Consider the following 20,865-nt stretch of genomic DNA (forward strand, 5'->3'; position numbering starts at 1 on the left):
GGAAACGTGTAGGTTCCGATCTGACTTGTCAGTCGGCGGCAGGCTGACCTGCGTTTTCGTGCGGGTGTCTCGGGTTCTTGGCAGCGGTTTTGTCTCGCTGTTTTGTCACTTTCTTCAGCGTGTAGCGCTGCGTTTCGTGGGTTGCCGCTTGGGCGCCTTCGGGGGTGAGGGCGTAGTAGGTGCGGCGGCGGCCGGGGCCGCGTCCCGGAGTTGCTCGGCGGAGCCAGCTGTCGTCGTCTTCAGGGCGGCTGGTCAGCCATCCGGCTCGTCGAAGGCGCCGGAGCTGGTCTGAGATGGATCCTTGCGCCATGCCGGTTCGAGCATGGATCTGGGCTCCGTAGACCTCCTCGTCGGCATGGTGGAGGAGGTCCTCCAGCAGCGTGACGGTTTCCTGGCGGATGCGGAGGCGTTGGACGGCGATGCCGTCGAAGGGCTTCAGATGGCCGTGCTTGCGCGGGCGGCGGGCGGCAGCCTCCGCTCCGGCGATCGTTTCGGCGTCGGGCGGGCAGAGTATCTGGGCGGGGAGAAGAGCATCGTTCATCAGTTTCTGGACGTCGGGTCGCTGGATGTGCTGGAGCAGTGACTTGCCGCGTGTGGTGGGTCGTTGGGATGTGGTGTGGACGGAGCGGTGAATGAGGGTGTGGCCGATATCGGCCTCCAGGCGTTGGAACTGTGTGGTCAGGGCCGTCTGCTCGGCGCCGAGGTAGGCGCCGGCGGTTTTGAGGTTCGGGAAGGCCATGGCGATGTGGAAGCGGTGCAACCGGAGCCAGCCGTGCAGGGTGCCCTCGACAGCGGCGCAGATGTCGCGGGGGATGGCTGCGTCGAGTTGGGCGATCATGACGGTCCGGCTGTGAACGCCTTGCGGTCGCAGAGGGATGTCGAGTTGCTTGAGTCGGCGTCGAATCGTCTCGTATTCGATTCCGATCTGCTGGGCGATGTTGCCGGTGGAACGGCGCTGGGTGAGGTACTGCTCGCGCAGCCAGGTCTCGTCGATCGGCAGGGGGCGGCGGGAGCGATAGATGGTCAGCCCGACGGCTTCGGCCTGTTCGACCACGATGTGCCGGGGCAGGTCGATCTCCTGTGCGATCTGGGCGAGGGTCTTCTCCTGTTCGTTGTATTCGCGGTCAAAGAATTCGGGCGTGAGGATGGCGCGGGCTTGTTCGCGCAGTTGCCAGGAGACCAGCGGCGAGGCTCGGCCGGTCCATTGCCGCGGTTCGGGGCCGACACGTTCGAGCGCGAAGCGGACGTGGGCGAGAGTGGTGCCCAGGTGCCGGGCCGCTTCGCCGAGGGTGCGTTGTTCGGTGAAGACGATGCGCTTGAGGGCGTCGATGTCGATGTCGATCAGCGGCCGGCCGGGCAGCATCAGTCCAGCCGCACAGTCTTCGGGCGGTTCCCAGGTGAGGGGCTCGGCGATGTTCAGTTTTTCGAGGACAGCGCGGGCGTGGCCGTGAAGGGCTTGGCGTTGGGCGAGGGTGAGGGTGGGCAGGAAGACGAAGTATCGGCCGCGGTCGGCGGCTGACTTCCAGGCCAGGGGATGGGCTGGGTCAGCGAGGTCGGAGCCGGTCAGCAGATTGTGCAGGTAGCGCTGTGCCTGGACGAAGCGGGGTGTCTGGGAGGTGCTGGTGGGCGATTCGCCGGGCTGTGTACCGGTGTCGAAGCACAGCTGTTTCCATGTGTCGTAGGTGATGGGCTCATCGGGGATGAGAGCGCGGCGCTGTTGGTAGTCGATAGCGCTGCCGTGGTCATCGAGGTGATCGGCCAGGCGGCAGAGCGCGGTGAGCACGTCAGGGTGCTGGTCGATACTCCGCCGCAGGACCACTCCCATGGTGTTCGAGAGGTGAGGGTGGAGCCGGTCGGTGATTTCGCGTGTGCTCCGCCGGGGTTCTCCGGGCAGGAGTAGCAGTGCCGAGGCCATGGCCCGGAAGTAGTCCTCGTCCGTGCCTTCGCGCGGCATGAGCCGAACCGTCCAGCTGGGCCAAAGCAGTTGGGGAAGGTGCCGGATGCGGTCGGTCGAGAAGACGGAGTCGGTTGGCGGATAGCCGGCTCGGGGTGTGACTGACCGCAGACGCAGCCGGTCCATCGGTCGCATGTCCGGGTCCGCAGCCTGCAGGAACCGCCGATGGGCGGGTGCTGACAGCTGTCGCCAGGGGTGGAAGTCCATGCCTGGTGGCGTGGGAGATCCGGTGCTGTCGTGCCGCTGGCGCAACCCGCGGATGGCGGCAATGGACTCTTTGTCTGAGCCAGCCAGGATCGGCTGGGCGATGTGGACGAGGATGCCGCGGACGGGTGCGGACAGAGGCTGAAGGCGTGTCTTTCGTGTCGGGGGCGGCTGGTGGTCCCAGGCATCGACCACCATGGCACCAAGGCCGTGGAGGTCTTCGGCGCTGACCGCGCGCAGCAGCCAGGCGGTGCAGGTGTCGAGGTCGGCGAAGATCGTGTGAACCTCGGCGGGCTCCTTCTCGGCGAGCAGGCTCTCGATCCAGCGCTGAGCCGCCAGCAGCGGATGCCCGGCGGGCAGGTCGAGGGCGGGCGCGGTTCCCAGTCCGGTGCCGCAGACGGAACGGTCGGCGCCGGTGTGAAGGCAGCTGCCGGGCGGACGACGGTGGGTGGCGGGCGGCAGGAGCCGCCTCGGTGCGGTGCCGCATCGGGGGCAGACATCGTGCAGCAGCACCTGGTGTGTGGTGCAGGCGAAGCCCCAGGGCAGCCACCAGCGCAGCAGCCAGCGGCCGTTGTTCTCGTCCAGGCATTGCGGGCAGAACCGGCAGCGGGGCTGACGCTGAGGTCCCAGCGGGAAGCCGGGGTCCAGTACCGCCTGATCGAGGCGGCCGTCGGGCAGGCCGGTGACGTGCTCCAGCTGCCGAAGGAGATGCGGCTCCAGGTTGCTGACCAACAGACGCGTGGTCGGGGCCTGCGGCAACTGCAGGATATCCAGCATGGCGCGGAGGCGAAGGTGGTTGCGGCGGGCGAGGGCTTCCAGCCAGCTGTCCAGGCTCTCTCCGGGCAGCGGAGCGACGCGCAGGGGCAACACACGGGTCGGGATCATGACGCGACCTCCGTGCTTGCGGACAGGTGGCCGTGGGCGATGGCCGCGGCGAGCTGTTTGCGGGCCTGCTCGGATGCCTCGTCCAGGCGGACGTCGTCCAGCAGGTCGCAGGTGAGGGCCTCGTCTCCGGTGCGGATAGCGCGATAGCAGCCCCGCATCAGCAGCGTGAAGTACGAACCGATGTGCCCGCTGGTGCGTTCGAAGAGATAGTCGGCCAGCAAAACGAGCATGCCGGGTCGGTGTTCAGCCAGGACCAACTGGCGTTCGGTGGCCTTGATCAGGCTCCGCCAGTGCCGGCGGCCCTGATCGGTGTCGAGACGGAAGGCATCGACGCCCAGGCGGGTCCAGCGGCGGGCGGTCTGGGCCAGGACAACGTTCTTGCCGGTCAGCCCGTCGGCGAAGAAGCGCCGTTCAGCCAGCCCGACGCCGACATAGATGAAGGTCACCGGCAGTTCGTTGGCGAGCCACTTGAGGTGGTTGGAGACGGCGAGGCCGTCACGGCGGTCCAGGTCGATGAAGTGGACGTCGTCGATGATGCCCAGCTGGGTCTCGCAGGACAGCACACAGTCCAGGGCGTGACTGGCCAGCGTGGCGGCGTTCGCCCGGTCGGTGGCGGGGTGCCCGTAGAACTCGCAGATCATCCGATTGAGAGTTCGCAGCGTGGTGTTGGAGGTCAGGCCGACACGGAAGACGGAGATCCGCTGGTGCCCGGCATCGGTCTGTTCGCCCAGGCGGCGCATCTGCTGGCGGTCGAAGTCGCGGCCGTAGAGGTTGGCGGTGGTGGTCTTGCCCAGGCCGGGCAGGGCGTCGATGACGGCGGCGGAGCGGATGCGGTCACCGTCCTGGCGGTTGCTGGCCACGATCTGATCGAGCTCGTCGTGGATGGCGGCCAGCTGTGGGGTGGCGACGATGCCGAAGTTGGCGTGCCAGTCGTGCCGGGCGTCGTTGTAGTCGTCGGCGGCCTGTGTGCCGAGCGCGGCCAGCTGGGAACGGGTGAGGGCATCGGGGCGCTGGCGCGGCGGTGCGTCGACGTAGCGGCGCCAGCCTTCCTTGCGGGAGAGACTGAACTGCTGGGGCTGCCTCATTCGATCACCTCGAAGGCATCGGCGTAGAAGTCGTCGGCTTCGGGGGCGTCGAAGATCTCGTCTTCCTCGTCACAGTCACCGGCCGGTGGGTCGGGAACTACTCGTAGGTCAGGGGCGGTCAGAGCGTCTCGCTGTTCCGGGAGGGCGGGCAGGGCCAGGGCTGTGCGTTCGGCCGACAGCCGCACCGCCATGCGACGCTCGCGGCGGTCGGTGACCATGCCCGTATCCCAGCGGGCCAGCAGATCTGACAGAGCCTGGGCGGCATCAATGTGGCGGCCCTGCCGGGCAGCCAGCCGCCGGGCGTAGGTAGCGGCCTCGGCGCTGAACGCCATGTTCAGAGCTGCGGCGTGTTCCCACTCCAGCGCGTGCCACTGGTCGTCGGCCGGGTCCTGGAAGTAGACGAACCGTACGTCGTCGGGGTTGACGCGGATCGGCCACCGCCCGGCGAAGGCGCCTCCGTAGGGGCTCGGTGCGTTGCGGTAACCGTCGAGGGCCTCGCCGTTGTAACGCAGCCCGTCGACCTCGACGCCGTAGTGCTGGACCGTGCGCGGCTTGACCGCCAGAAACTCGAACGCCAGCTCCGCCGAGGGCAGCATCCGCAGCCGTCCGGCCCGCTGGAGACCCACCCGCAACATCTCAACGGGGGAAAGTTCCAGATGCGGCCACTGCGGGACGACGAGTCCGTCGTGCTGCCGGCGGTGGTAGACCTCGGCAATCCACTCGCGTACCACTTCCTCGACCTCGTGCAGGTAGAAGAACGCCTGGTCCTCGATGCCCTCGCCGCGGCTGTGGACGTCGGGGCCCTTGTAGGCCGGAAGGTGCTGGACCAGGCCCTCACGCAGAGTGCGGAAGAACCGTTCGACGGTCGGCTTGTCGGTGGGCTTCTTCGGCTGGGCCGGCTGGATGGACATCCCCAACCGCGTGCAGACACTGATCACATGGGCCGACATGAATGCCTTCCCATGGTCGATGACCAGCGTCTCCGGCGGACAGAGCCCGCCACCTGGTCGTACCTCCTCGGCGAACACCACTTCGTCCGGAACCCCGTGGTAGGGCGCCAGCTCGGACCGTGCGGCGTTCTCCAGCGGCGGGCAGACTGCCTCGAACAGCACCCCGGCGACATCCACTGCCTTCGTCGAGCAAGCCGTCACCCGCAGGCCGACGATGCAGCGCGAGAACAGGTCCTGGGCGACGGTCAACTGGACCGGAACCCACCGGCACGTCACCGACTCCATCGCGTAGATGTCCAGGTCCTGCGTGTCCAGGACCACGTACTCGCCCGGCCGCGTCGCCCGCAACCGCCCATAGGTACCCTGCGGACGGCCAGCGATCGAACGGCGGGCCTTCGCGCTGCCCGAAACCGCGTTCGTCCCCTTCGTCAGTTCCGCCAGGCGCCGGTAAGCCGTGCTCCGCGGCGGAGCCGGGACCACGTCGGCCCCATAGTCGCCCTCCAGACGTTCCTTGGCCCGGTCCAGCACTGCCGAACGACTGGGCGTGGAGGCATCGACCAGCTCTGCCAGCACTGCGCGAACTGCCATCTCCCAGCGCGGGTCGACTCGGGATCCGCGGCCCTTGAGAGCTCGGGCGTCAACCAGACCAGCCTCCCCACTCTCGCGGTAGGCCGCCAACCAGCGATCGACCGTCCGCGGCGTCACCCTCAGTTCAGCAGCCTTCGCGGCCGACCGCTGTTGCAACGTTGTTGTCCCCGGCGCGAAGCCGGGGCGGGGCTCACCGGCAAGCGCGCTGCCCGCATGGCCTGCCCGGTAGCCGCTCAACACCTCGCGGACATGCTCGGCGCGTTCGCGCAGATCCTTGCGCTGCTGTGGGGTGAGAGCCGCCATCAGCAGCCCGGCGTCTTCGGCGCCGGCGCCGCGTTCCTCTTCCAGCGCACGGGCTTGGGAGGCCAACCGCCCCAGTGCCAGAGCGCTGAAGTCACCGGTCCGTTCATTGCGCAGCGTCACCTGCAGGCCGTCGAGTTCCATCACCTCGACGACGTCACCGCAGTAGAGCAGCCGGACGCCCGGATAGACCGTGATCGCCTTGTTGTTCATGCTGTCACCGTGACTTTCGTTCCGCTGCTGAGCGGGTGATGCAGGTCTGCGGTCAGGCCCCCGGACCACAACAGGTGCAGCACCACCGGCCGGATGACCTCGACCGGCTGCTGCTGTGCCATGGCTACCTCGATCGCGCCGATGGTCGACTGGCGACGTGCCGCGGCCAGCACGTCGGAGGCCAGATGAGACTCCAGCAGGTGCGGGCGCCTGTAGGCGGCCAGGAACCGTACGTTCTCCACGAACGCAGGCTCGTCACCGGACCACGTCTCGTAGGCCCAGCCACGGCGCGAACACAGCTGGTGTGTCCAGTCGAACTGCGCGATCACCTTGGAATCCTTCATGCGTGAGGGGGCTTTGACATCCACGACGGTCACCAGACCGTCAGCGTGGAGGAGGAGCAGGTCAGGCACGTGCCGACGGATCCGGATCCCGTCCGGACCGGTCAGTTGGAAGGGCTGAGAGGCCATCGCCACCACAGTCCCGTCAAAGTCGGCCAGCAGAATGCGGGCCAGCTCCAAGCGGCTCTCGTAGGCAATCAACCGGCCGACGGTGGAGGCGAAGTACCAGCCTGAGTAGTGACGTTGGCCCTTGTGCCAGCGGAAGTCCCGTACCGGCTGCCCGGCCAGTACTTGGCTGATGTCAACCTGGTCCAAGACCGTATCGACCAGGTCTCCGTCGGCCTGCCGGTACCGGACTTGGGACGTCTCATCTTCTGTCGTGGTCTCCCGGCGGGAACGGCGTACCACATTGACCCCCTGTGTCCGTGTAAGCAGCACAAGGAGACTGTCTGTGGGCAGGGGCTTTCTGCCGGGTAAGCCTCGTAAACCAAGCGAAAGGCTGATGCTCGGCCTGAGGGAGTATCTAGTGCAGCATGATCCGCCGCTACATCATCTGGCGGAACATGCACGCAGCCGATATTCCCTTGCGCACCATCGTCACGCGGGTCAACGTTGCCTGACACCTCACGAAGGAAGAGAAGATGACCACGCAGACCCAAGACGTCGACCACGAACTCATCGAGGCCGCAGCCCACATCGCACGTACACGCTGCCGCGGCGACAACCACACCATGGCGGCCGCAGCCCGCGCCCAGGACGGCCGGATCGTCACCGCAGTGAACGTCTACCACTTCACGGGCGGCCCCTGCGCCGAGCCGGTTCTCCTCGGCGCGGCAGCCGCCCAGGGCGCCTACGAGCTGAACACGATCGTCTCCGTGGGCGACCGCGACCGAGGAGTCGTCCCCCCGTGCGGACGGTGCCGTCAGATCCTTCTCGACTACTTCCCGGCCCTGCAAGTCATCGTCGGCGCAGGCAAGCGGCTCCGGACCGTCTCCATCACCGATCTGCTTCCCGAAAGCTACATCTGGGCCGACCACCAGCTCGAAACGGAAGAAACCGAACCACTCAGCACGAGCTGACACCGCCGGACATTAACCGGGCGAACGTTGTCTGATGCGGCACTAGCTTGGGCGGCCGCGTAACAACCTGAGAGGCGCGACTTACGACAAGTCGATGACAGAACACTGGGATTACGACATCTCTAATGGGAACCTACAAAACGGCAGGTCAGGTGACTCGGCGGGCCGCGAGAATCTGCGATTTCCAGGCCGCGAGGGTTGTGATGCGGACCACGTCACCCGTGCGCGGAGCGTGGATGATCAGGCCCTGGCCGATGAACATGCCGACATGCTCAGGAGTGTTGACCGACCCTTCGGTGAAGAGGAGATCACCCGGCCGGAGAGCGTCGGACGACACCGACTTACCGTCCTTGACCTGCGTGTACGTCGTCCGAGTCAGGGTGACCCCGGCAGTCTTGTACGCCTGCTGCATCAGCGAGGAGCAGTCGCACCTTCCCATGGGGTCCGGCCCATGGGAATCGGTGCAGCTCCCACCCCACTGATACGGGGTGTCGAGCTGGCCGAGCGCCCAGCGGATCGCCGTCTGGACCTTTCGCGGAGCGTCCGCGGGGATCTCGTACCCGTCAGGCACCGCACCCGCCGGGATGGTCCCGAAGTCGGTACCGTCCCCGTCCGTCGCGCAGCCGCCCGCAGTGCCGGTGGTACTCCCTGAACCGCCCGGCGCAGGAGGCGTTGACGCTCCGTCGGCCGTCGGTAGCAGGGCCTCGATCGCCTGCTGCAACGCGGTGGCCAGGGGCTCCCACTTGGCGTAGGCCTCCGGGAAACCGGACCGCTGCACCGCCTGAGCGGCCTGCGTGACAGAGAGGGACTGCCAGCCCGAGACCCTCTTCAGCCCCTCGTAGAACTTGGTCGAGGCATGTACCGGGTCGAGGATCTCGTTCGCGGTGCCCCATCCCTGCGACGGACGCTGCTGGAACAGCCCCAGCGAGTCGCGGTCACCGTAGGTCAGGTTCCGCAGCCCACTCTCCTGCAGGGCCGTCGCCAGAGCCACGACCTGCCCACGGGCCGGAACGTTCATCGCGACGCCGGTGGCCTGGATCGTCTTGGCGTTGGGCACCTGCTCCTCCGGATTATCCAGTCCCGGCACGGAGACCGCGTCCTTTCCGCCGCCGTCCAGAATCGCCTTCACCTGAGCGGCGACGGCTGAGGTATCCACAGACGGTGTACCGCCGGTTGAGCAGGAGGCCGAAGCCGCCCCAGCGCCGATGGCGAGGATCGGAACCGCCAGGAGCAGCGGACCGGCCGCGAAGAGACCGACGACGGCTCCGGTGGTCTTCTTCACCGCAGACACCGCTCACCGAGACGGCGATACCGGCCGGACAACGTTGCTGGGTCGGGACGCGGGGATATCAGGCCATGCTGCATCGCAGCGGCTCCTCGATGTTCGTAGGAGGCGTGGTACCGGCTTCTCGTGCAAAGCCGCCGGCACCACGCCGATGTGAATCCGCCTCTCGGACGGGCCTGGGTCAGGGGAGTTGGCAGCTCCCGGACGCCGGTCTCAGGTCATGCGCGGCAGCCTGCCGCGCTCGTAATCTCAGGCGATACAACGGATCTCCTTACGGCTTCAGGGAAGAAGAGGTAACGGGCCTGCCACGCTGCTCGTCCGAACGAGGCAACGTAGATAAGCGCAGGTCAACGGGTGTGAAACGAGGTTCCGACCTGGTGACGTGGCGAGACGGTAGACCGGGATTCCGGCCGCACCAAACGGCTCCCGGACCCGACCCAGTAGCCTGAAGCGGCTCGTTAGGTACGGCCGGAACGCGCAGCTAATCTCCGGCACAACCCCGCTCGAAGCGACTGCTGTTGAACGCCGTCTGGAGCGGGCACAGCCCTGCCGCGCGCTGAAAGAGGCCCCACACATGAGCTACACGCTGCACCGAGGCGATGCCCTCACCGTGCTGAAGTCCCTCCCGGACGAGAGCGTCAACGCCGTCATTACCGACCCGCCGTACAACTCCGGCGGACGTACCAGCTCGGACCGCACCGGCCGCACCGCTCGTGCGAAGTACGTCACCAGCGGATCCGCGCACGACCTGCAGAACTTCCCTGGCGAGAACCGGGACCAGCGGAGCTATCGGAGTTGGCTGACTGCCCTGCTCACCGAGTCGTACCGGGCCTCCACTGAGCACGCGGTGGCCCTCGTCTTCTCGGACTGGCGCCAGGAACCGACCACCTCCGACGCTCTGCAGATGGCGGGCTGGACCTGGAGCGGCACGATCCCGTGGATCAAGCCCGCCAGCCGGCCGCGCAAGGGCGGGTTCAAGCAGTCCGCCGAGTTCATCACGTGGGGCGTCAAGGGCAGCCTGGCCAAGGGGCGGGACCTCTACCTGCCCGGACACTTCATCGCCTCCCAGCCCCGCAAGGACCGCGTCCACATCACCCAGAAGCCGATCGAGGTCATGCAGCAGCTCGTCCAGGTCTGCCCCGAGGGCGGCACCGTTCTCGACCCCTTCACCGGCAGCGGCTCCACCGGCGTCGCCGCCCTGCGCGAGGGTCGCCGGTTCGTGGGCGTCGAGTTGTCCGAGCACTACGCCGACGTGGCTGAACAGAGGCTCCGAGCAGAGCTGACCCAAAACGACTTCGTCCTGGCAGCCCCAGGGGTATGAGAAGCAGAACGGGGAACCGCCGCCAGCGCGGGCACAGGCAGGATGGTTGGCGCACTTGGAAACATGCACCAGCCATCCTCGCCCAGGGGAGGGCCACCCGGAGGGCGGCGTACTGCGGGGGCTGTGCTCTGTCCCTCAGTTGACGGCGGGGCTTCGTAAGCTGCCGACATGAACACTGTGCGCGCCAGGATCTGGCAGTTCGAGATCGTTCCGGGGGCGGGTGGCGATCCCGGGGTTCACGCCAAAAAGCTCGGCAGCATGGACCTACCCGTCCATCTCTCTCGGTTGGTTCACATCAACGCGCTGGCCTGCGACTTCCGGCGAGAAGTCGACTACCGCGTCCGTTTGCACGAGGCCCGGCTACTGACCAGCTATCTCGCTGCCCCAAGCGGGCTGGCCCTTCAGGTTGACTACCCGTCGTTGCTGGCTACGTCGCTACACGTCCGGCGGTTCATCAGCGAGTGTGCTGGCCTCGGCGTGATGACGGCCGGGAGCGAGGAGCTGTTCTCCTGGAAACCGGGGCGCAGCACTCTCCATAGCTTCGACGTCCTCCCGCCCGGCCCTTTGCAGACGAAGTACGGGACCTTCGGGGTGAGACCAGACCTCCTGTTCCACCTACCGAACGGCCCTGTCGCCGGAGAAGCGCGTGGACGCCATCGGGCGGCGAAAACGCTGTTCCCAATGAACGCGGACTCGAACCAGAAGAAGCGGCTCCTTGAGCTTGCCGCCTGGTCGGCTGACTTGAACGCTCACCCGTACTTCATGAGTTGGGTGTGGATCGGCGCGATCGGCGTGGGAGTCGACATCTTCATTCCCAAAGCCGAGTGGTGGGGCGGTGATGCCGTGCAACTCGGATTGATCCAGAAGGAGCAGGAACAAGACTGGTGGATTGATTCGCCGCGTCGGGAGCGGGGGCGAGCGCCGGACGACGGCATGGAAAGCGGCGTCCCGGGCCTGCTGCTCCGGAGGCCGCGTACCAATGTGGCAGCCGTCAGCGACCGCACGGACGAGAGAGTGGAGCAGATCCTGGATACGCTCTACCAGACGGCCCCCTCGCCTGTCGGAAGCTTCGCGGGCGTACCCGTGCGAGGCGCCTGGGCGCCAGCCGACGATCTGGGCGCTGCCCGGCACGAGGTTCTGATCGGTGTCCTCGATGAGTACCCGTCGGAGGAGCGCCGTGCCGGCCGCTACCCCGAAGGCATTGAGCTGGCAGGGGCACGGGCTGACGTCCACTTGGAGGGCCGCCTCCTCACCGTGGTACGCGAGATCGGCGGCACTCGACCAAGTTGGGCGCAGCTCGAAGAAGGGCTTCTTGAGGTGTGAAGGGGTTACGCTCCGCAGCAGGCCATCACCGTTCTCGCCTCGTACGTCAGGCCGCCTCGAACGCCCGCCGTATCAGCTGTCCCGCCTTCTCCAGGTCGGCCGCCGAGGCGATACGCACCTCCAGGTCGCCCGTCCCGAGGTGGCCGATGCTGCGCATGTCGGGGGTAGTCCTCCACCAGCTCGACCGTGTCCGGGTCGAGCACTCGTGCGAGTACATCGTCTTGGGTACGGGGGACCGGTCGACGCCAATCGACAGGGATCCGTGGGGGAGTGCTGGCATACTGGCGCGGCACGTGGGGGCATTCGGGTTGAAGTGTCACGAGGTGCAAGGGGGCGGCATATGTACCTAGCCAATGTGCGGGCGGAGAACTTCCGGCTATACGGCTCGGGGGACGATGACGAGCCCTCGTCAGGACCGGTTCTCGATGTGTCCTTCGGCTGCGGACTGACCGTGCTGGTTGGAGAGAACGACAGCGGTAAATCGGCGATCATCGACGCCATCCGCCTGTGCTTGACCTCGTCCGCCGACTACTTTCGGATCTCTCCGGATGACTTCCACTGCGGCGCGGAGGGGCAGGCCACGGCCCTCTCCATCGCCTGCACCTTTCGCGATCTCAGCGAGGAGGAGACCGGTGCCTTCCTAGAGTTCCTCACCGCACCCGGCTCCGAGAGACCCTTCCTGCAAGTGACCCTGCGCGCGGAGGTTCTGGACCCTCTGCTCCCTCACCGCGTATCGGTCACGGTCCGCGCCGGCGATATATCCCTAGATGGTGCGGCCCGGGAGCTGCTGAGCGCCACGTATCTGAGGCCTCTACGGGATGCGGAGGCGGAAATGCGGGCTGGCCGCAACTCTCGGCTGTCGCAGATCCTCACTCATTATCCGTCCATGGACAGCCAGAAGGACAGCGACTTCGTCATCGATGGGGACGCTGCCAGCACGCTGGTGGGCATCATGCACCGGGCCGAGCATCACATCAACGCCAACTCACTCGTGCAGGGTGCCCGGGACGAGATCAACAAGGACTACCTGAGCAAGTTCACCATCGGCAACGACGTACTCTCCACCGCAATTGGGGTGGGCGCCGCCGCGTCACTTCAAAATGCGCTTGAACGGCTGCAACTCACGTTCGCCCCGGAGGCCGGGCGGAGCGACGCGACGCGTCACGGATTGGGCTACAACAACGCGCTGTTCATGGCGGCGGAGCTGCTGCTGCTCGGCAAACGGGGATTCTCGCCGCTGCTGCTCATTGAGGAGCCCGAGGCGCATCTGCACCCGCAGTTGCAGAGCCGGGTGGTGGACCTTCTGGTGGAGAAATCGACGAGTCCGGCGCCAGTACAGGTGATCGTGACGACGCACAGTCCGAACATCGCCTCAACGGTCCCGGTGGAGCAGCTGCGATTGGTCCTTCGGGGCGAGGTGTACTCGCTTGAGCCCCAGCACACGAAGTTGGATGCCTCGGACTATGCCTACCTCACCAGGTTCCTGGACGCGACCAGGGCAAATCTGTTCTTCGCCCGCGGTGTCGCCGTGGTCGAAGGAGATGCCGAGGCGCTGCTGCTGCCGTCGTTGGCGGGAAAGCTGGGCTATCCCTTCGCACAGAACGGCGTGAGCGTGGTCAACGTCGGTACGGTGGGGCTGTTCCGGTACTCGCGGGTGTTCCAGCGGCAGGACGGAACTGTTCTGCCGGTTCGCGTCGCGTGCATCACGGACCTGGACATCGCGCCCGCGAGCGCCGACGCGGAGATGCGAAAGAAGCTTCCGTCCGTTGGCGAGATGACATCTGAGCAGATAACCGCCCGTGCTGACGCAAAGCGCAAGCGGGACGGCGGTAGCGTTCGGACCTTCGTGTCCAACTGGTGGACGTTGGAGTACGACCTGGCCCGGGCTTCCTGGCCCATGGCAACCCTCATGCACCAGGCCGTCCAGTGCGCCTGCGCCAGTGGCTGGCCCGATGAACAGGAGATCGCTGCGATCACAGAAAGAGCGGCCAAGGAGATCGAGGATTGGAGGCTGGCCGGCGACTCGCTGGAGAGGGCTGCCTTGAAGATCTACCGCCCCCTGCGGGTGGACAACAAGAGTAAGGCGGTGACCGCGCAGCATGCCGCACAGCTCTTGGCCGGTACCTCGATCACTGCTGACGACGTGCCGCCCTACTTGGTGGAGGCGTTCAGCTACCTAGCCGGCGGGAACCAGCAGTGAACGCTCTTCCGCTGTCCGCTTCTGCGTTCACCGACGAGCGTATTGACGCCGTGGCCGCAAGGCTGGGGTTGACCACGAAGCTGCCGGAGCAGCGGGCGTTTCTGCGCAGCACTAATTCCCTGCACTTGCAGGCGGCGCCCGGGTCGGGCAAGACGAGCCTCGTCGCCCTGAAGCTGGCGCTGGTGGCCGAGGCGTGGACTTCGCCGCACCGCGGGGTATGCGTGTTGTCGCACACCAACACCGCGACGGACGAGATCACCGGGCGCCTGGGGGCCGGCAGCGTTCCCTTGGGGATCCGGCTGCTGCGGTATCCGCACTTCGTCGGCACCATCCAGACGTTCGTACACACCTTCCTGGCCCTGCCCGCCCTGCGATCGCAAGGTATTGAGGTCCAGGTCGTCGACAACGACACCTATGCGGCGCACGCCGAGCGGATCTACGGCTCACGCGGGTACTGGACGCTGCGCGGCGCCCTGTCTAGACGCCATGACGACGGCCTCGGCGTGGTGACCGGCTCCACCTACGACTTCGACCAGGCCAGCGGCGACCTGCGGCTCGTTCCCATGGGCTTCGGTGAACACACCAAGAGCTATCAGGAGCTCTGGGCACTGAAGGAAAGACTTCGCGAAAGTGGCATCTTCCGCTACCGGGACATGTTTGCCATCGCCGCGCAGTATCTGCACAGCACCCCGTCATTGGTCGGCGCTCTGCGTGCACGGTTCCCATTCGTCCTACTGGACGAGATGCAGGACACCGATCAGGCCCAAGAGGATTTGATACAGCGCGTGTTCGGACACGGCGGCAGCGTCGTCCAATGTGTTGGCGACATCAACCAGCGCATCTTCGACGCCTCCTCCTCGACCGATCGCGACTTCCCTCAGGCCGATGCAACCGACCTGTCCGTGAGCCAGCGCTTCGGTCCCCAGATCGCAGCCGTCGCCAGCCGACTGGCCGTCCACCGCTCCCAGCACATTCACGGTGCTGGTCCCGATGGTGTCCTGGCGGTCCTGGTGTACAGCCAGGACACCATCAGGCACGTCGTGCACGCCTTCGAACGCCTGGCCACGGACACCGTCCCCGCCGAGGCACTGGCCGACTGCCCCCCGCGAGTCGTCGGGGGACGAGCCGATCCCGGCACTTCAAAACTCTTCCCCAAGGCCATCACCTGCTACATACCCGACTTCACCACCGAAGCGGCGCGTGCGGAGGAAGGCAGGCTGATCGCAGCGGCACGCGCGGCCCAACGAATCTCAGCACACCGCGAGAGCGGCGCTAGGGCAATCTCCCGGCTGTGGGAGTCCTGCCGCGAGCTCGCCCGGCAGCTGTGCGCACCTGCCACAGCCGGGAGCGCTGCGCTTCCCATCCCCGCCCTGTCCCGACTGGACAGGACGCCGGGCCAGGACGGACACCGAGCGCGAATCGCCCTGTACGGGATCCTGACAGCAGATCTGGACGATCCCAGCTCGTGGGAGAAGGCAACCACGAACCTCCTCGACCTCTTGGCCGACCTCACCGGTATGCACCATCAGGTAACCCCCGGACTGCGTACTGCCTGGCTGACTCACACTGCCGCCCCCAGGGCGCAGCCCGCCCTTCCGGTTGGCGATGATGCTAACCCCGCCGTGATCGTTACCACGACTGCCAGCGCGAAAGGCGAAACCCACGCGGCCACGCTCATCCTGGAATGCGCTAACCACAAGGCAACGGCCCACGATCTCGGCACGCTCCTACCGGTCATCCTCGGCGATACCCCCAGCACGAACCTGACCGGCCCCAAGCTTCACGCAGCGCAGCTCGCCTTCGTCGCTGCCACCCGCCCACGCCATCTGCTCGCCCTGGCCATCCACGAAGAGCGCGCCAACCCGCACCGCACAGCCCTCCACCGCGCTGGGTGGCAAATCCATGAGGTTACAGCTCCTACTGCAGAGTAGTCAGGTGCCAATCCAGTTCCGTACAGCGATCAGCAGAGCATTCAGGGGCGGCAGTCGATTGTTCCGGTCGAGCTGAGCGCCCGCGGCGGTTCGACTTCGCCTTCAACTTCGGCTGCTGGCGTGCCCTCTCCATGACCAGGGCTACTCGTTCCGGCTCCCCATCGCACCCTGGAAGTGCTGGCCGCTGTGCGGTGCGGTCCCTTCCATGAGGCCATCAGTCGGGCATAGGGCTCTACCGCTTGTCGGTGCGCTTCTCGTTCAGGGTGAGCGAAAGGGCCGATACTTCATCTGGCTGTCGACAGGTCCACCTCCCCGTCGACCGACCCGTGATCCGCCGCTCCACACCGAAGAGTTGACCACCCAACAGCACGACCAAGCCCTCGGGGGCCTTTTCGCGTTTCTGGAGCACTCCGGCCTGACCGGCGTTACCCCTGGTCAATGGCCTACCTAAGGGAGCGGCAGCGCGTGACGGACGGCAACCCCGCGAAGTTTCCTGCATCTCGCGAGAGACGTTGTGGGTTCCTAGAGGTGCGGCACCGCCCCGGATCCACGCGGTCGGGCTGCACTGCCGGGCACACCCGGCAGTAGGACCTCACGAAAGGGACCACGTACGTGAACACCAACCCTGGCGGAGGCGTCGGCCCCTGCTTGTCCGTGCTGCTCCTGGTGACGGTCGCCGCCGTCGCAGCTGCGCAGAGCGAGGCATGGGCGAGTGCGGTTGGAACTGCCGTCGCCCTGTACTCCGTCCTGACCATCGGTAGCCAGGACCGGGGGAATTGACCATGGCCCGCACGAAGCCGTCCACCGCCCACCTTGCCCTGGTCCGAGCCCTTAAGGAGCACGGGTTCAAGGCCACCCCGACGCAAGTGGAGCGCTGGCAACAAAACAGCTGGCTTCCCAAGCCTTCGGCCTGGTTCGAGCCCGACTCCCCCACCATCCAGCCCCACATCCTGCATCAGGCCCTGCACTTGGCGATCACCGCGCGGCAGGGCCGCGGCATGGGGTGGATCGGGTGGCACTTGTGGGCCGCCAACGCCACTACTGACAGCGCTCAGCGGCTCCGGACGGACCTGGTCGCGAGTCTGAAACGGCCGCTGGCGCGGGCGGGCGTCGACAAGATTCCCACCGGGAACTCCGACCGGGCGTTCAAGGCCAGACAGGCCGCAGCCACGAAGGTGCTGGGGAAGCGCCGCTTGCCGCGGCGCGACCTGGACGAAACTCTGCGCGCCCACGCTGCCGAAGCCGGGCTCGAACTGCCCCGCTCGCCGGGCGCCCTCCCGAATGTCTTCCACCGGGCCCTGATGAATGCCGGCGCCCGGCTGCTGCTCGGCGGCGCTGCCGACCTCGGGAGCGAGGAGCTGCTAGGAGCGCTGGAACAGGCCATGCCGAACCACACCGAGATGATCGAGCGTATGCGTGAGGAGTGCCGACAAGCTGAGCTCGCTGGAACCGACCTATTGGCACAGTCCCCGTGGGCTCAGGGCCTTCCCGGCATGGTGCGCACCGTAGAGACGGCCGACGACCGGGACCTATGCCACGCTGTGCACACCTGCACGTTGGCGACTGGCGCCCTTCACGACCTGCTGCGGCGCTCCTCGGTCGAGCCGGAGATCTTCGCCCCGCTGACCGGAGATGTGATGTGGCGGGAGTGGGCCGTTTCCGGTGGCATCACACCAGAGGGGGCACCCGGCTTGGCCGCCGTCGCCCTCAACACAGTCCAGTACCTGACGGGACTGCTGCACGCGTAGGTGACAGTGGGGTTATGCAGCCAGGGCTGCGGGTGGGGTCATGATGGCTTCGTACTCGACGGGGGTCAATCGGGCCAGGCGTTTCTGGCGTCGGCGTCGGTGGTAGGTGCGCTCGATCCAGGTCACGATCGCGATCCGTAGTTTCTGGCGGGTGACCCAGGAACGGCGGTCGAGGACGTTCTTCTGCAGCAGCGCGAAGAAGCTCTCCATGGCCGCGTTGTCGCCGGCTGCACCGACTCTCCCCATCGATCCGATCATGCTGTGACGTGCGAGAACGGCGACGAATTTCCGTGAGCGAAATTGCGACCCGCGATCGGAATGAACGATGCATCCTGCGACCTGGCCCCGACGGGCCACCGCGGATTCAAGAGCCCTCACGGCGAGGCTGGACTTCATCCGGGCGTCGATGGAGTAGCCCACGATGCGGCCGGAGTACACATCCTTGACCGCGCACAGGTAGAGCTTGCCCTCGCCGGTGGCGTGCTCGGTGATGTCCGTCAGCCACAGCCGGTTCGGCCCGGCAGCAGTGAAGTCCCGCCGGACCCGGTCGTCATGGACCGGCGGGCCGGCCTTGGTGTTCTTGCCTCGGCCTCGGCGTTTGCCGAACGCGCTCCACCAGCGGTTGTCGCGGCAGATCCGCCAGGCGGTCCGCTCGGCCATGGCCTCACCGGCCGCCCGGGCCTCGTCGGCCAGGAAACGGTGTCCGAACTCCGGGTCGTCGCGATGCGCGTCGAACAGGGCGTCGGCCCGGTATGCCTCGGCCCTCTCGGTGTCGGTGACCGGTGAAGCCAGCCACCGGTAGTAGGGCTGGCGGGCCAGATTGAGCACCCGGCACGTCACCGCCACCGGCACCCGGTCAGGGTCAGCGGCGGCGGCCAGCTCGCGGACGAGCGGGTACATCATTTTGACGGCAGGTTCGCCTGCGACAGATACGCCGCGGCCCTGCGCAGGACCTCGTTCTCCTGCTCCAGGAGCCGGATGCGCTTACGGGCCTCGCGCAGCTCGGCCGACTCACCCGACACCGGTGCGGGCTTGGCGCCGCCCTCGTCGGTGTTGGCGCGGCGCAGCCACTTCGACAACGTGATCGGGTGGACGCCGAAGTCGGCGGCGATCTGTTCCAGCGTGACGCCGGGCTCGCGGTTGCGTGCGACCCGCACGACGTCCTCGCGGAATTCCTTGGGGTACGGCTTGGGCACTGCAACATCCTTCCAGGCCGCCTCTCAGCAAGCCAGGTCAGGTGTCACCTACGCGTGCAGCAGTCCCGACCGAGCCTGACTGGGCTGCGGAATTGGGTCGCTACATGTCCCTCATGCACGCCTTGGATGTCGCCTACCCCACGCATCCGGGCACATTCAGAGGCGGGATGGAGGCCTGAGTGCGGAGGGTGAGCTGGCCTTCCGGCGGGCTCGGCGACGCCGCTCCACACTCCAGAGCTGACCACCGACACAGCACGACCAGGCCCGCGGCGCTGCCCCCGTGAAGGCGGCTCTTCTGAATCTCCAGTTCAGAAGCTGTCTGTGCTGGAGATCTTCATTCAGCTGGGGCGGCGACGGCGCGGGGCGCCAGCCGACGGCAGTCAGTGGTCTCCCCAGCGGCATAGTGCTTGCCATATCACGATGAGCCAGCTGCTCAAAATCGCTGTTTCTACGGACCCTGGTGCTCCTCGCCAGTAGACATGCGCAGCTTCTCGGCGCGCAGGCGAGGCGACGGAACGTCCGCTGCTTCGGCAGCACTTACCTCGGAGACACGTGATGCGTAACCAGTCCAAGCTTGGCGTTGAGGCTGCCTTCATGAACGTCCAGACCGCGGCGACGTACATGGGCGTCTCGGTGAACACCCTTTACGTCTGGCGCCACCGCCGGCAAGGGCCGCCCAGCTTCCGGATGGGGTCCGGCGGGCGGGTCATGTACCGCCGCGACCTGCTCGACGCGTGGCTCAGCGACCAGCAGCAGGCTGACTCGCGGTCGAACCCGATTCTTAACCCCCTGAACGCAGCGCCGCAGCAGCGCGAACGACGACGCGCTGCTTGACCTGGGGAAACAGTTCCGAGGAGATCAGCAGTATTCGGAATTTCATGCACGCAGAGATCGTCTGTGTGTCTGATCGCGACGCAACTCGCGCCGCGCGAACCATGACCAGGCCAAGGAGAAGGTGCGCATGGCGGGCTACATCGAGGACCGGTGGCTCAGGAAGCGGCCGAACAAGGAGACGGGCAAGCGCGAACGCACGGGACTGTGGGGCAAGTGCACGCGGTACCGCGTCAAGGGGATACCTGGCGTCCGGGACCGTTCGTTTGACACGGTCACGGATGCCAAGGCGTGGCTGGCCGAGACGCAGACCGACGCACGACGAGGGGACTTCGTCGACGCGCGCGACGGTGCGATCAGCCTTCGTGAGTATGTCGAGAAGCACTGGTGGCCGTCCCAGGTGCATCCCGCTCAGACGCTGGAAAGCATGCGGCACCGGATTTGGGGGCACGTGCTGCCGCAGCTCGGAGAGCTGGCGCTCAAGGACATCGGCGTCGCGGAGCTGCGTAGGTGGTCGGCCGATGTGCAGCGGTCACTGGCCTCAAGCACGGCATATGTCGCATGGGTGTACCTCAAGGCGATCATGCAGGCTGCGGTCGAGGACAAGCGTCTGTTCCGGAACCCGTGCAAGGGCAGCAGCTCGATCAAACCGCCGAAGAAGCCGGAGCGCAAGGCTCGCGCCTGGCAGCAGGATCGCGTTGATGCCGTACGCGAGGCGCTGGCCGACCGATACCAGATCGCACTTGACCTCGGGGTCGGGTGTGGGCTCCGGCAGGGGGAGGCGTTCGGGTTCAGCCCAGGCGACGTTCGTGGTGACTCCGTGCACATAGAGCGGCAGGTCCTCATGCATAAGTCGCAGCTGTACTTCGGTCCGCCCAAGGGCGGCAAGGAGCGCGACGCGCCTCTGCCGAAGGTTCTCGCGAAGCGGCTCCTCACGCACCAGGAGCGCTTCGAGCCGATCGACGTGACACTGCCTTGGCTGGATCCCGAGGAGGCCGACCTCGCACGCGAGGACCGGCGCAAGGTGACCGTCCCGCTGCTCGTCTACACCGGGCGTCGTGGTGCGATCAACCGCACCACCTGGAACACCAAGGCGTGGAAGCCCGCGCTCGCCGGCGCCGGAGTCATTCCGCCGCTGCCCAAGCAGCAGCCCGGAGAGAAGCCGTCACGAGTCTGGGAACCCAGCCGAGAGCACGGCTTCCACGTCCTGCGTCATACATATGCTTCGGTGATGCTCGAAGCCGGTGAGTCGATCGTCTCGCTCGCGAAGTGGCTGGGGCACTCCGATCCGGCGTTCACACTCCGGACGTACACTCACTTCATGCCGCAGGCTGGCGCTCGTGGGCTGTCCGCGATCGAAGCATGGTTCACGGATCTTGGCTGAAAGTCCCTGAGAAGTCCCAGGGGGCGAAAGAAGCCAGCCGGGTGCCG

At 66.6% G+C, this 20,865-nt stretch carries 15 protein-coding genes and 1 pseudogene; 9 read left to right on the forward strand and 7 right to left on the reverse strand.

What is annotated here, in order from left to right:
* Window positions 1-28: 28 nt before the first annotated feature.
* Genes OG959_RS28070 through OG959_RS28085 form a run of 4 tightly spaced genes read right to left on the reverse strand, consistent with a single transcriptional unit; the run spans window position 29 to window position 6,835 of the window.
* Entirely contained in the window at window positions 29-3,043 is a 3,015-nt protein-coding gene (locus OG959_RS28070; RefSeq protein ID WP_326657780.1) for a TniQ family protein, read from the reverse strand.
* Window positions 3,040-4,128, reverse strand: coding sequence for an ATP-binding protein (locus OG959_RS28075; protein WP_326657779.1), 1,089 nt, complete (start codon window positions 4,126-4,128; stop codon window positions 3,040-3,042). The genes OG959_RS28070 and OG959_RS28075 overlap by 4 nt, the downstream gene beginning before the upstream one ends.
* Window positions 4,125-6,179: a helix-turn-helix domain-containing protein gene (locus tag OG959_RS28080; protein ID WP_326657778.1), complete on the reverse strand. Its 2,055-nt coding sequence runs from the start codon at window positions 6,177-6,179 to the stop codon at window positions 4,125-4,127. Before OG959_RS28080 ends, OG959_RS28075 begins: the two co-directional genes overlap by 4 nt.
* Entirely contained in the window at window positions 6,176-6,835 is a 660-nt protein-coding gene (locus tag OG959_RS28085; RefSeq protein WP_326657777.1) for a TnsA-like heteromeric transposase endonuclease subunit, read from the reverse strand. Before OG959_RS28085 ends, OG959_RS28080 begins: the two co-directional genes overlap by 4 nt.
* Before the next feature lie 326 nt (window positions 6,836-7,161).
* On the opposite strand from OG959_RS28085, the gene OG959_RS28090 reads away from it, so the two are divergent.
* Window positions 7,162-7,599, forward strand: coding sequence for a cytidine deaminase (locus OG959_RS28090; RefSeq protein WP_326657776.1), 438 nt, complete (start codon window positions 7,162-7,164; stop codon window positions 7,597-7,599).
* Window positions 7,600-7,747: 148 nt separating this feature from the next.
* Here OG959_RS28090 and OG959_RS28095 read toward each other — a convergent pair whose 3' ends face one another.
* Window positions 7,748-8,881 carry a C40 family peptidase gene (locus OG959_RS28095; protein ID WP_326662902.1) on the reverse strand — a complete coding sequence of 378 codons (1,134 nt, stop codon included), beginning with the start codon at window positions 8,879-8,881 and terminating at the stop codon, window positions 7,748-7,750.
* 577 nt (window positions 8,882-9,458) lie between these two features.
* On the opposite strand from OG959_RS28095, the gene OG959_RS28100 reads away from it, so the two are divergent.
* Both OG959_RS28100 and OG959_RS28105 read left to right on the forward strand, forming a co-directional pair.
* On the forward strand, window positions 9,459-10,205 hold the full coding sequence (locus tag OG959_RS28100; protein ID WP_326662904.1) for a DNA-methyltransferase: 747 nt from the start codon (window positions 9,459-9,461) through the stop codon (window positions 10,203-10,205).
* Window positions 10,206-10,373: 168 nt separating this feature from the next.
* The gene (locus tag OG959_RS28105) at window positions 10,374-11,528 is read left to right on the forward strand and encodes a hypothetical protein (RefSeq protein ID WP_326662906.1); all 1,155 of its coding nucleotides are present in this window, start codon (window positions 10,374-10,376) and stop codon (window positions 11,526-11,528) included.
* A 46-nt stretch (window positions 11,529-11,574) separates the two neighbouring features.
* Here the strand turns inward: OG959_RS28105 and OG959_RS38765 are convergent.
* Window positions 11,575-11,728, reverse strand: a pseudogene (locus OG959_RS38765) (DUF5655 domain-containing protein); the annotation flags it as partial.
* 140 nt (window positions 11,729-11,868) lie between these two features.
* Between OG959_RS38765 and OG959_RS28110 the strand changes: the two are divergent.
* From OG959_RS28110 to OG959_RS28125, 4 genes are all read left to right on the forward strand, one after another.
* A complete protein-coding gene (locus OG959_RS28110) occupies window positions 11,869-13,728 on the forward strand; it encodes an ATP-dependent nuclease (protein WP_326662908.1) in 1,860 nt (619 codons plus the stop codon).
* A complete protein-coding gene (locus tag OG959_RS28115) occupies window positions 13,725-15,659 on the forward strand; it encodes a UvrD-helicase domain-containing protein (protein ID WP_326662910.1) in 1,935 nt (644 codons plus the stop codon). The genes OG959_RS28110 and OG959_RS28115 overlap by 4 nt, the downstream gene beginning before the upstream one ends.
* 612 nt (window positions 15,660-16,271) lie before the next feature.
* The gene (locus tag OG959_RS28120; RefSeq protein WP_326662912.1) at window positions 16,272-16,439 is read left to right on the forward strand and encodes a hypothetical protein; all 168 of its coding nucleotides are present in this window, start codon (window positions 16,272-16,274) and stop codon (window positions 16,437-16,439) included.
* 2 nt (window positions 16,440-16,441) lie between these two features.
* Complete coding sequence (locus OG959_RS28125; protein WP_326662914.1) at window positions 16,442-17,407, forward strand: hypothetical protein; 966 nt, start codon at window positions 16,442-16,444, stop codon at window positions 17,405-17,407.
* Window positions 17,408-17,419: 12 nt separating this feature from the next.
* Here the strand turns inward: OG959_RS28125 and OG959_RS28130 are convergent.
* Window positions 17,420-18,603, reverse strand: a protein-coding gene (locus tag OG959_RS28130; RefSeq protein WP_326662916.1) for an IS3 family transposase whose coding sequence is annotated in 2 segments (ribosomal slippage) — window positions 17,420-18,313 and window positions 18,316-18,603 — 1,182 coding nt in all. Because the reading frame shifts where the segments join, the coding sequence is not laid out codon by codon here.
* A gap of 594 nt (window positions 18,604-19,197) precedes the next feature.
* On the opposite strand from OG959_RS28130, the gene OG959_RS28135 reads away from it, so the two are divergent.
* Together OG959_RS28135 and OG959_RS28140 are read left to right on the forward strand one after the other, a co-directional pair.
* Window positions 19,198-19,437 carry a helix-turn-helix domain-containing protein gene (locus OG959_RS28135; RefSeq protein WP_326662918.1) on the forward strand — a complete coding sequence of 80 codons (240 nt, stop codon included), beginning with the start codon at window positions 19,198-19,200 and terminating at the stop codon, window positions 19,435-19,437.
* 127 nt (window positions 19,438-19,564) lie between these two features.
* The gene (locus tag OG959_RS28140) at window positions 19,565-20,818 is read left to right on the forward strand and encodes a tyrosine-type recombinase/integrase (protein WP_326662920.1); all 1,254 of its coding nucleotides are present in this window, start codon (window positions 19,565-19,567) and stop codon (window positions 20,816-20,818) included.
* The last annotated feature ends 47 nt before the right edge of the window (window positions 20,819-20,865 follow it).

The organism is Streptomyces sp. NBC_00385, assembly GCF_035917155.1.
In the GTDB taxonomy this organism is placed as follows: Bacteria; Actinomycetota; Actinomycetes; order Streptomycetales; family Streptomycetaceae; genus Streptomyces; species Streptomyces poriferorum.

Coding starts and splice junctions, on each gene's coding strand:
- OG959_RS28090 (WP_326657776.1), top strand. CDS start 7,162: ATGACCACGCAGACCCAAGACGTCGACCACGAACTCATCGAGGCCGCA.
- OG959_RS28105 (WP_326662906.1), top strand. CDS start 10,374: ATGAACACTGTGCGCGCCAGGATCTGGCAGTTCGAGATCGTTCCGGGG.
- OG959_RS28100 (WP_326662904.1), top strand. CDS start 9,459: ATGAGCTACACGCTGCACCGAGGCGATGCCCTCACCGTGCTGAAGTCC.
- OG959_RS28110 (WP_326662908.1), top strand. CDS start 11,869: ATGTACCTAGCCAATGTGCGGGCGGAGAACTTCCGGCTATACGGCTCG.
- OG959_RS28125 (WP_326662914.1), top strand. CDS start 16,442: ATGGCCCGCACGAAGCCGTCCACCGCCCACCTTGCCCTGGTCCGAGCC.
- OG959_RS28070 (WP_326657780.1), bottom strand. CDS start 3,043: ATGATCCCGACCCGTGTGTTGCCCCTGCGCGTCGCTCCGCTGCCCGGA.
- OG959_RS28075 (WP_326657779.1), bottom strand. CDS start 4,128: ATGAGGCAGCCCCAGCAGTTCAGTCTCTCCCGCAAGGAAGGCTGGCGC.
- OG959_RS28080 (WP_326657778.1), bottom strand. CDS start 6,179: ATGAACAACAAGGCGATCACGGTCTATCCGGGCGTCCGGCTGCTCTAC.
- OG959_RS28135 (WP_326662918.1), top strand. CDS start 19,198: ATGAACGTCCAGACCGCGGCGACGTACATGGGCGTCTCGGTGAACACC.
- OG959_RS28140 (WP_326662920.1), top strand. CDS start 19,565: ATGGCGGGCTACATCGAGGACCGGTGGCTCAGGAAGCGGCCGAACAAG.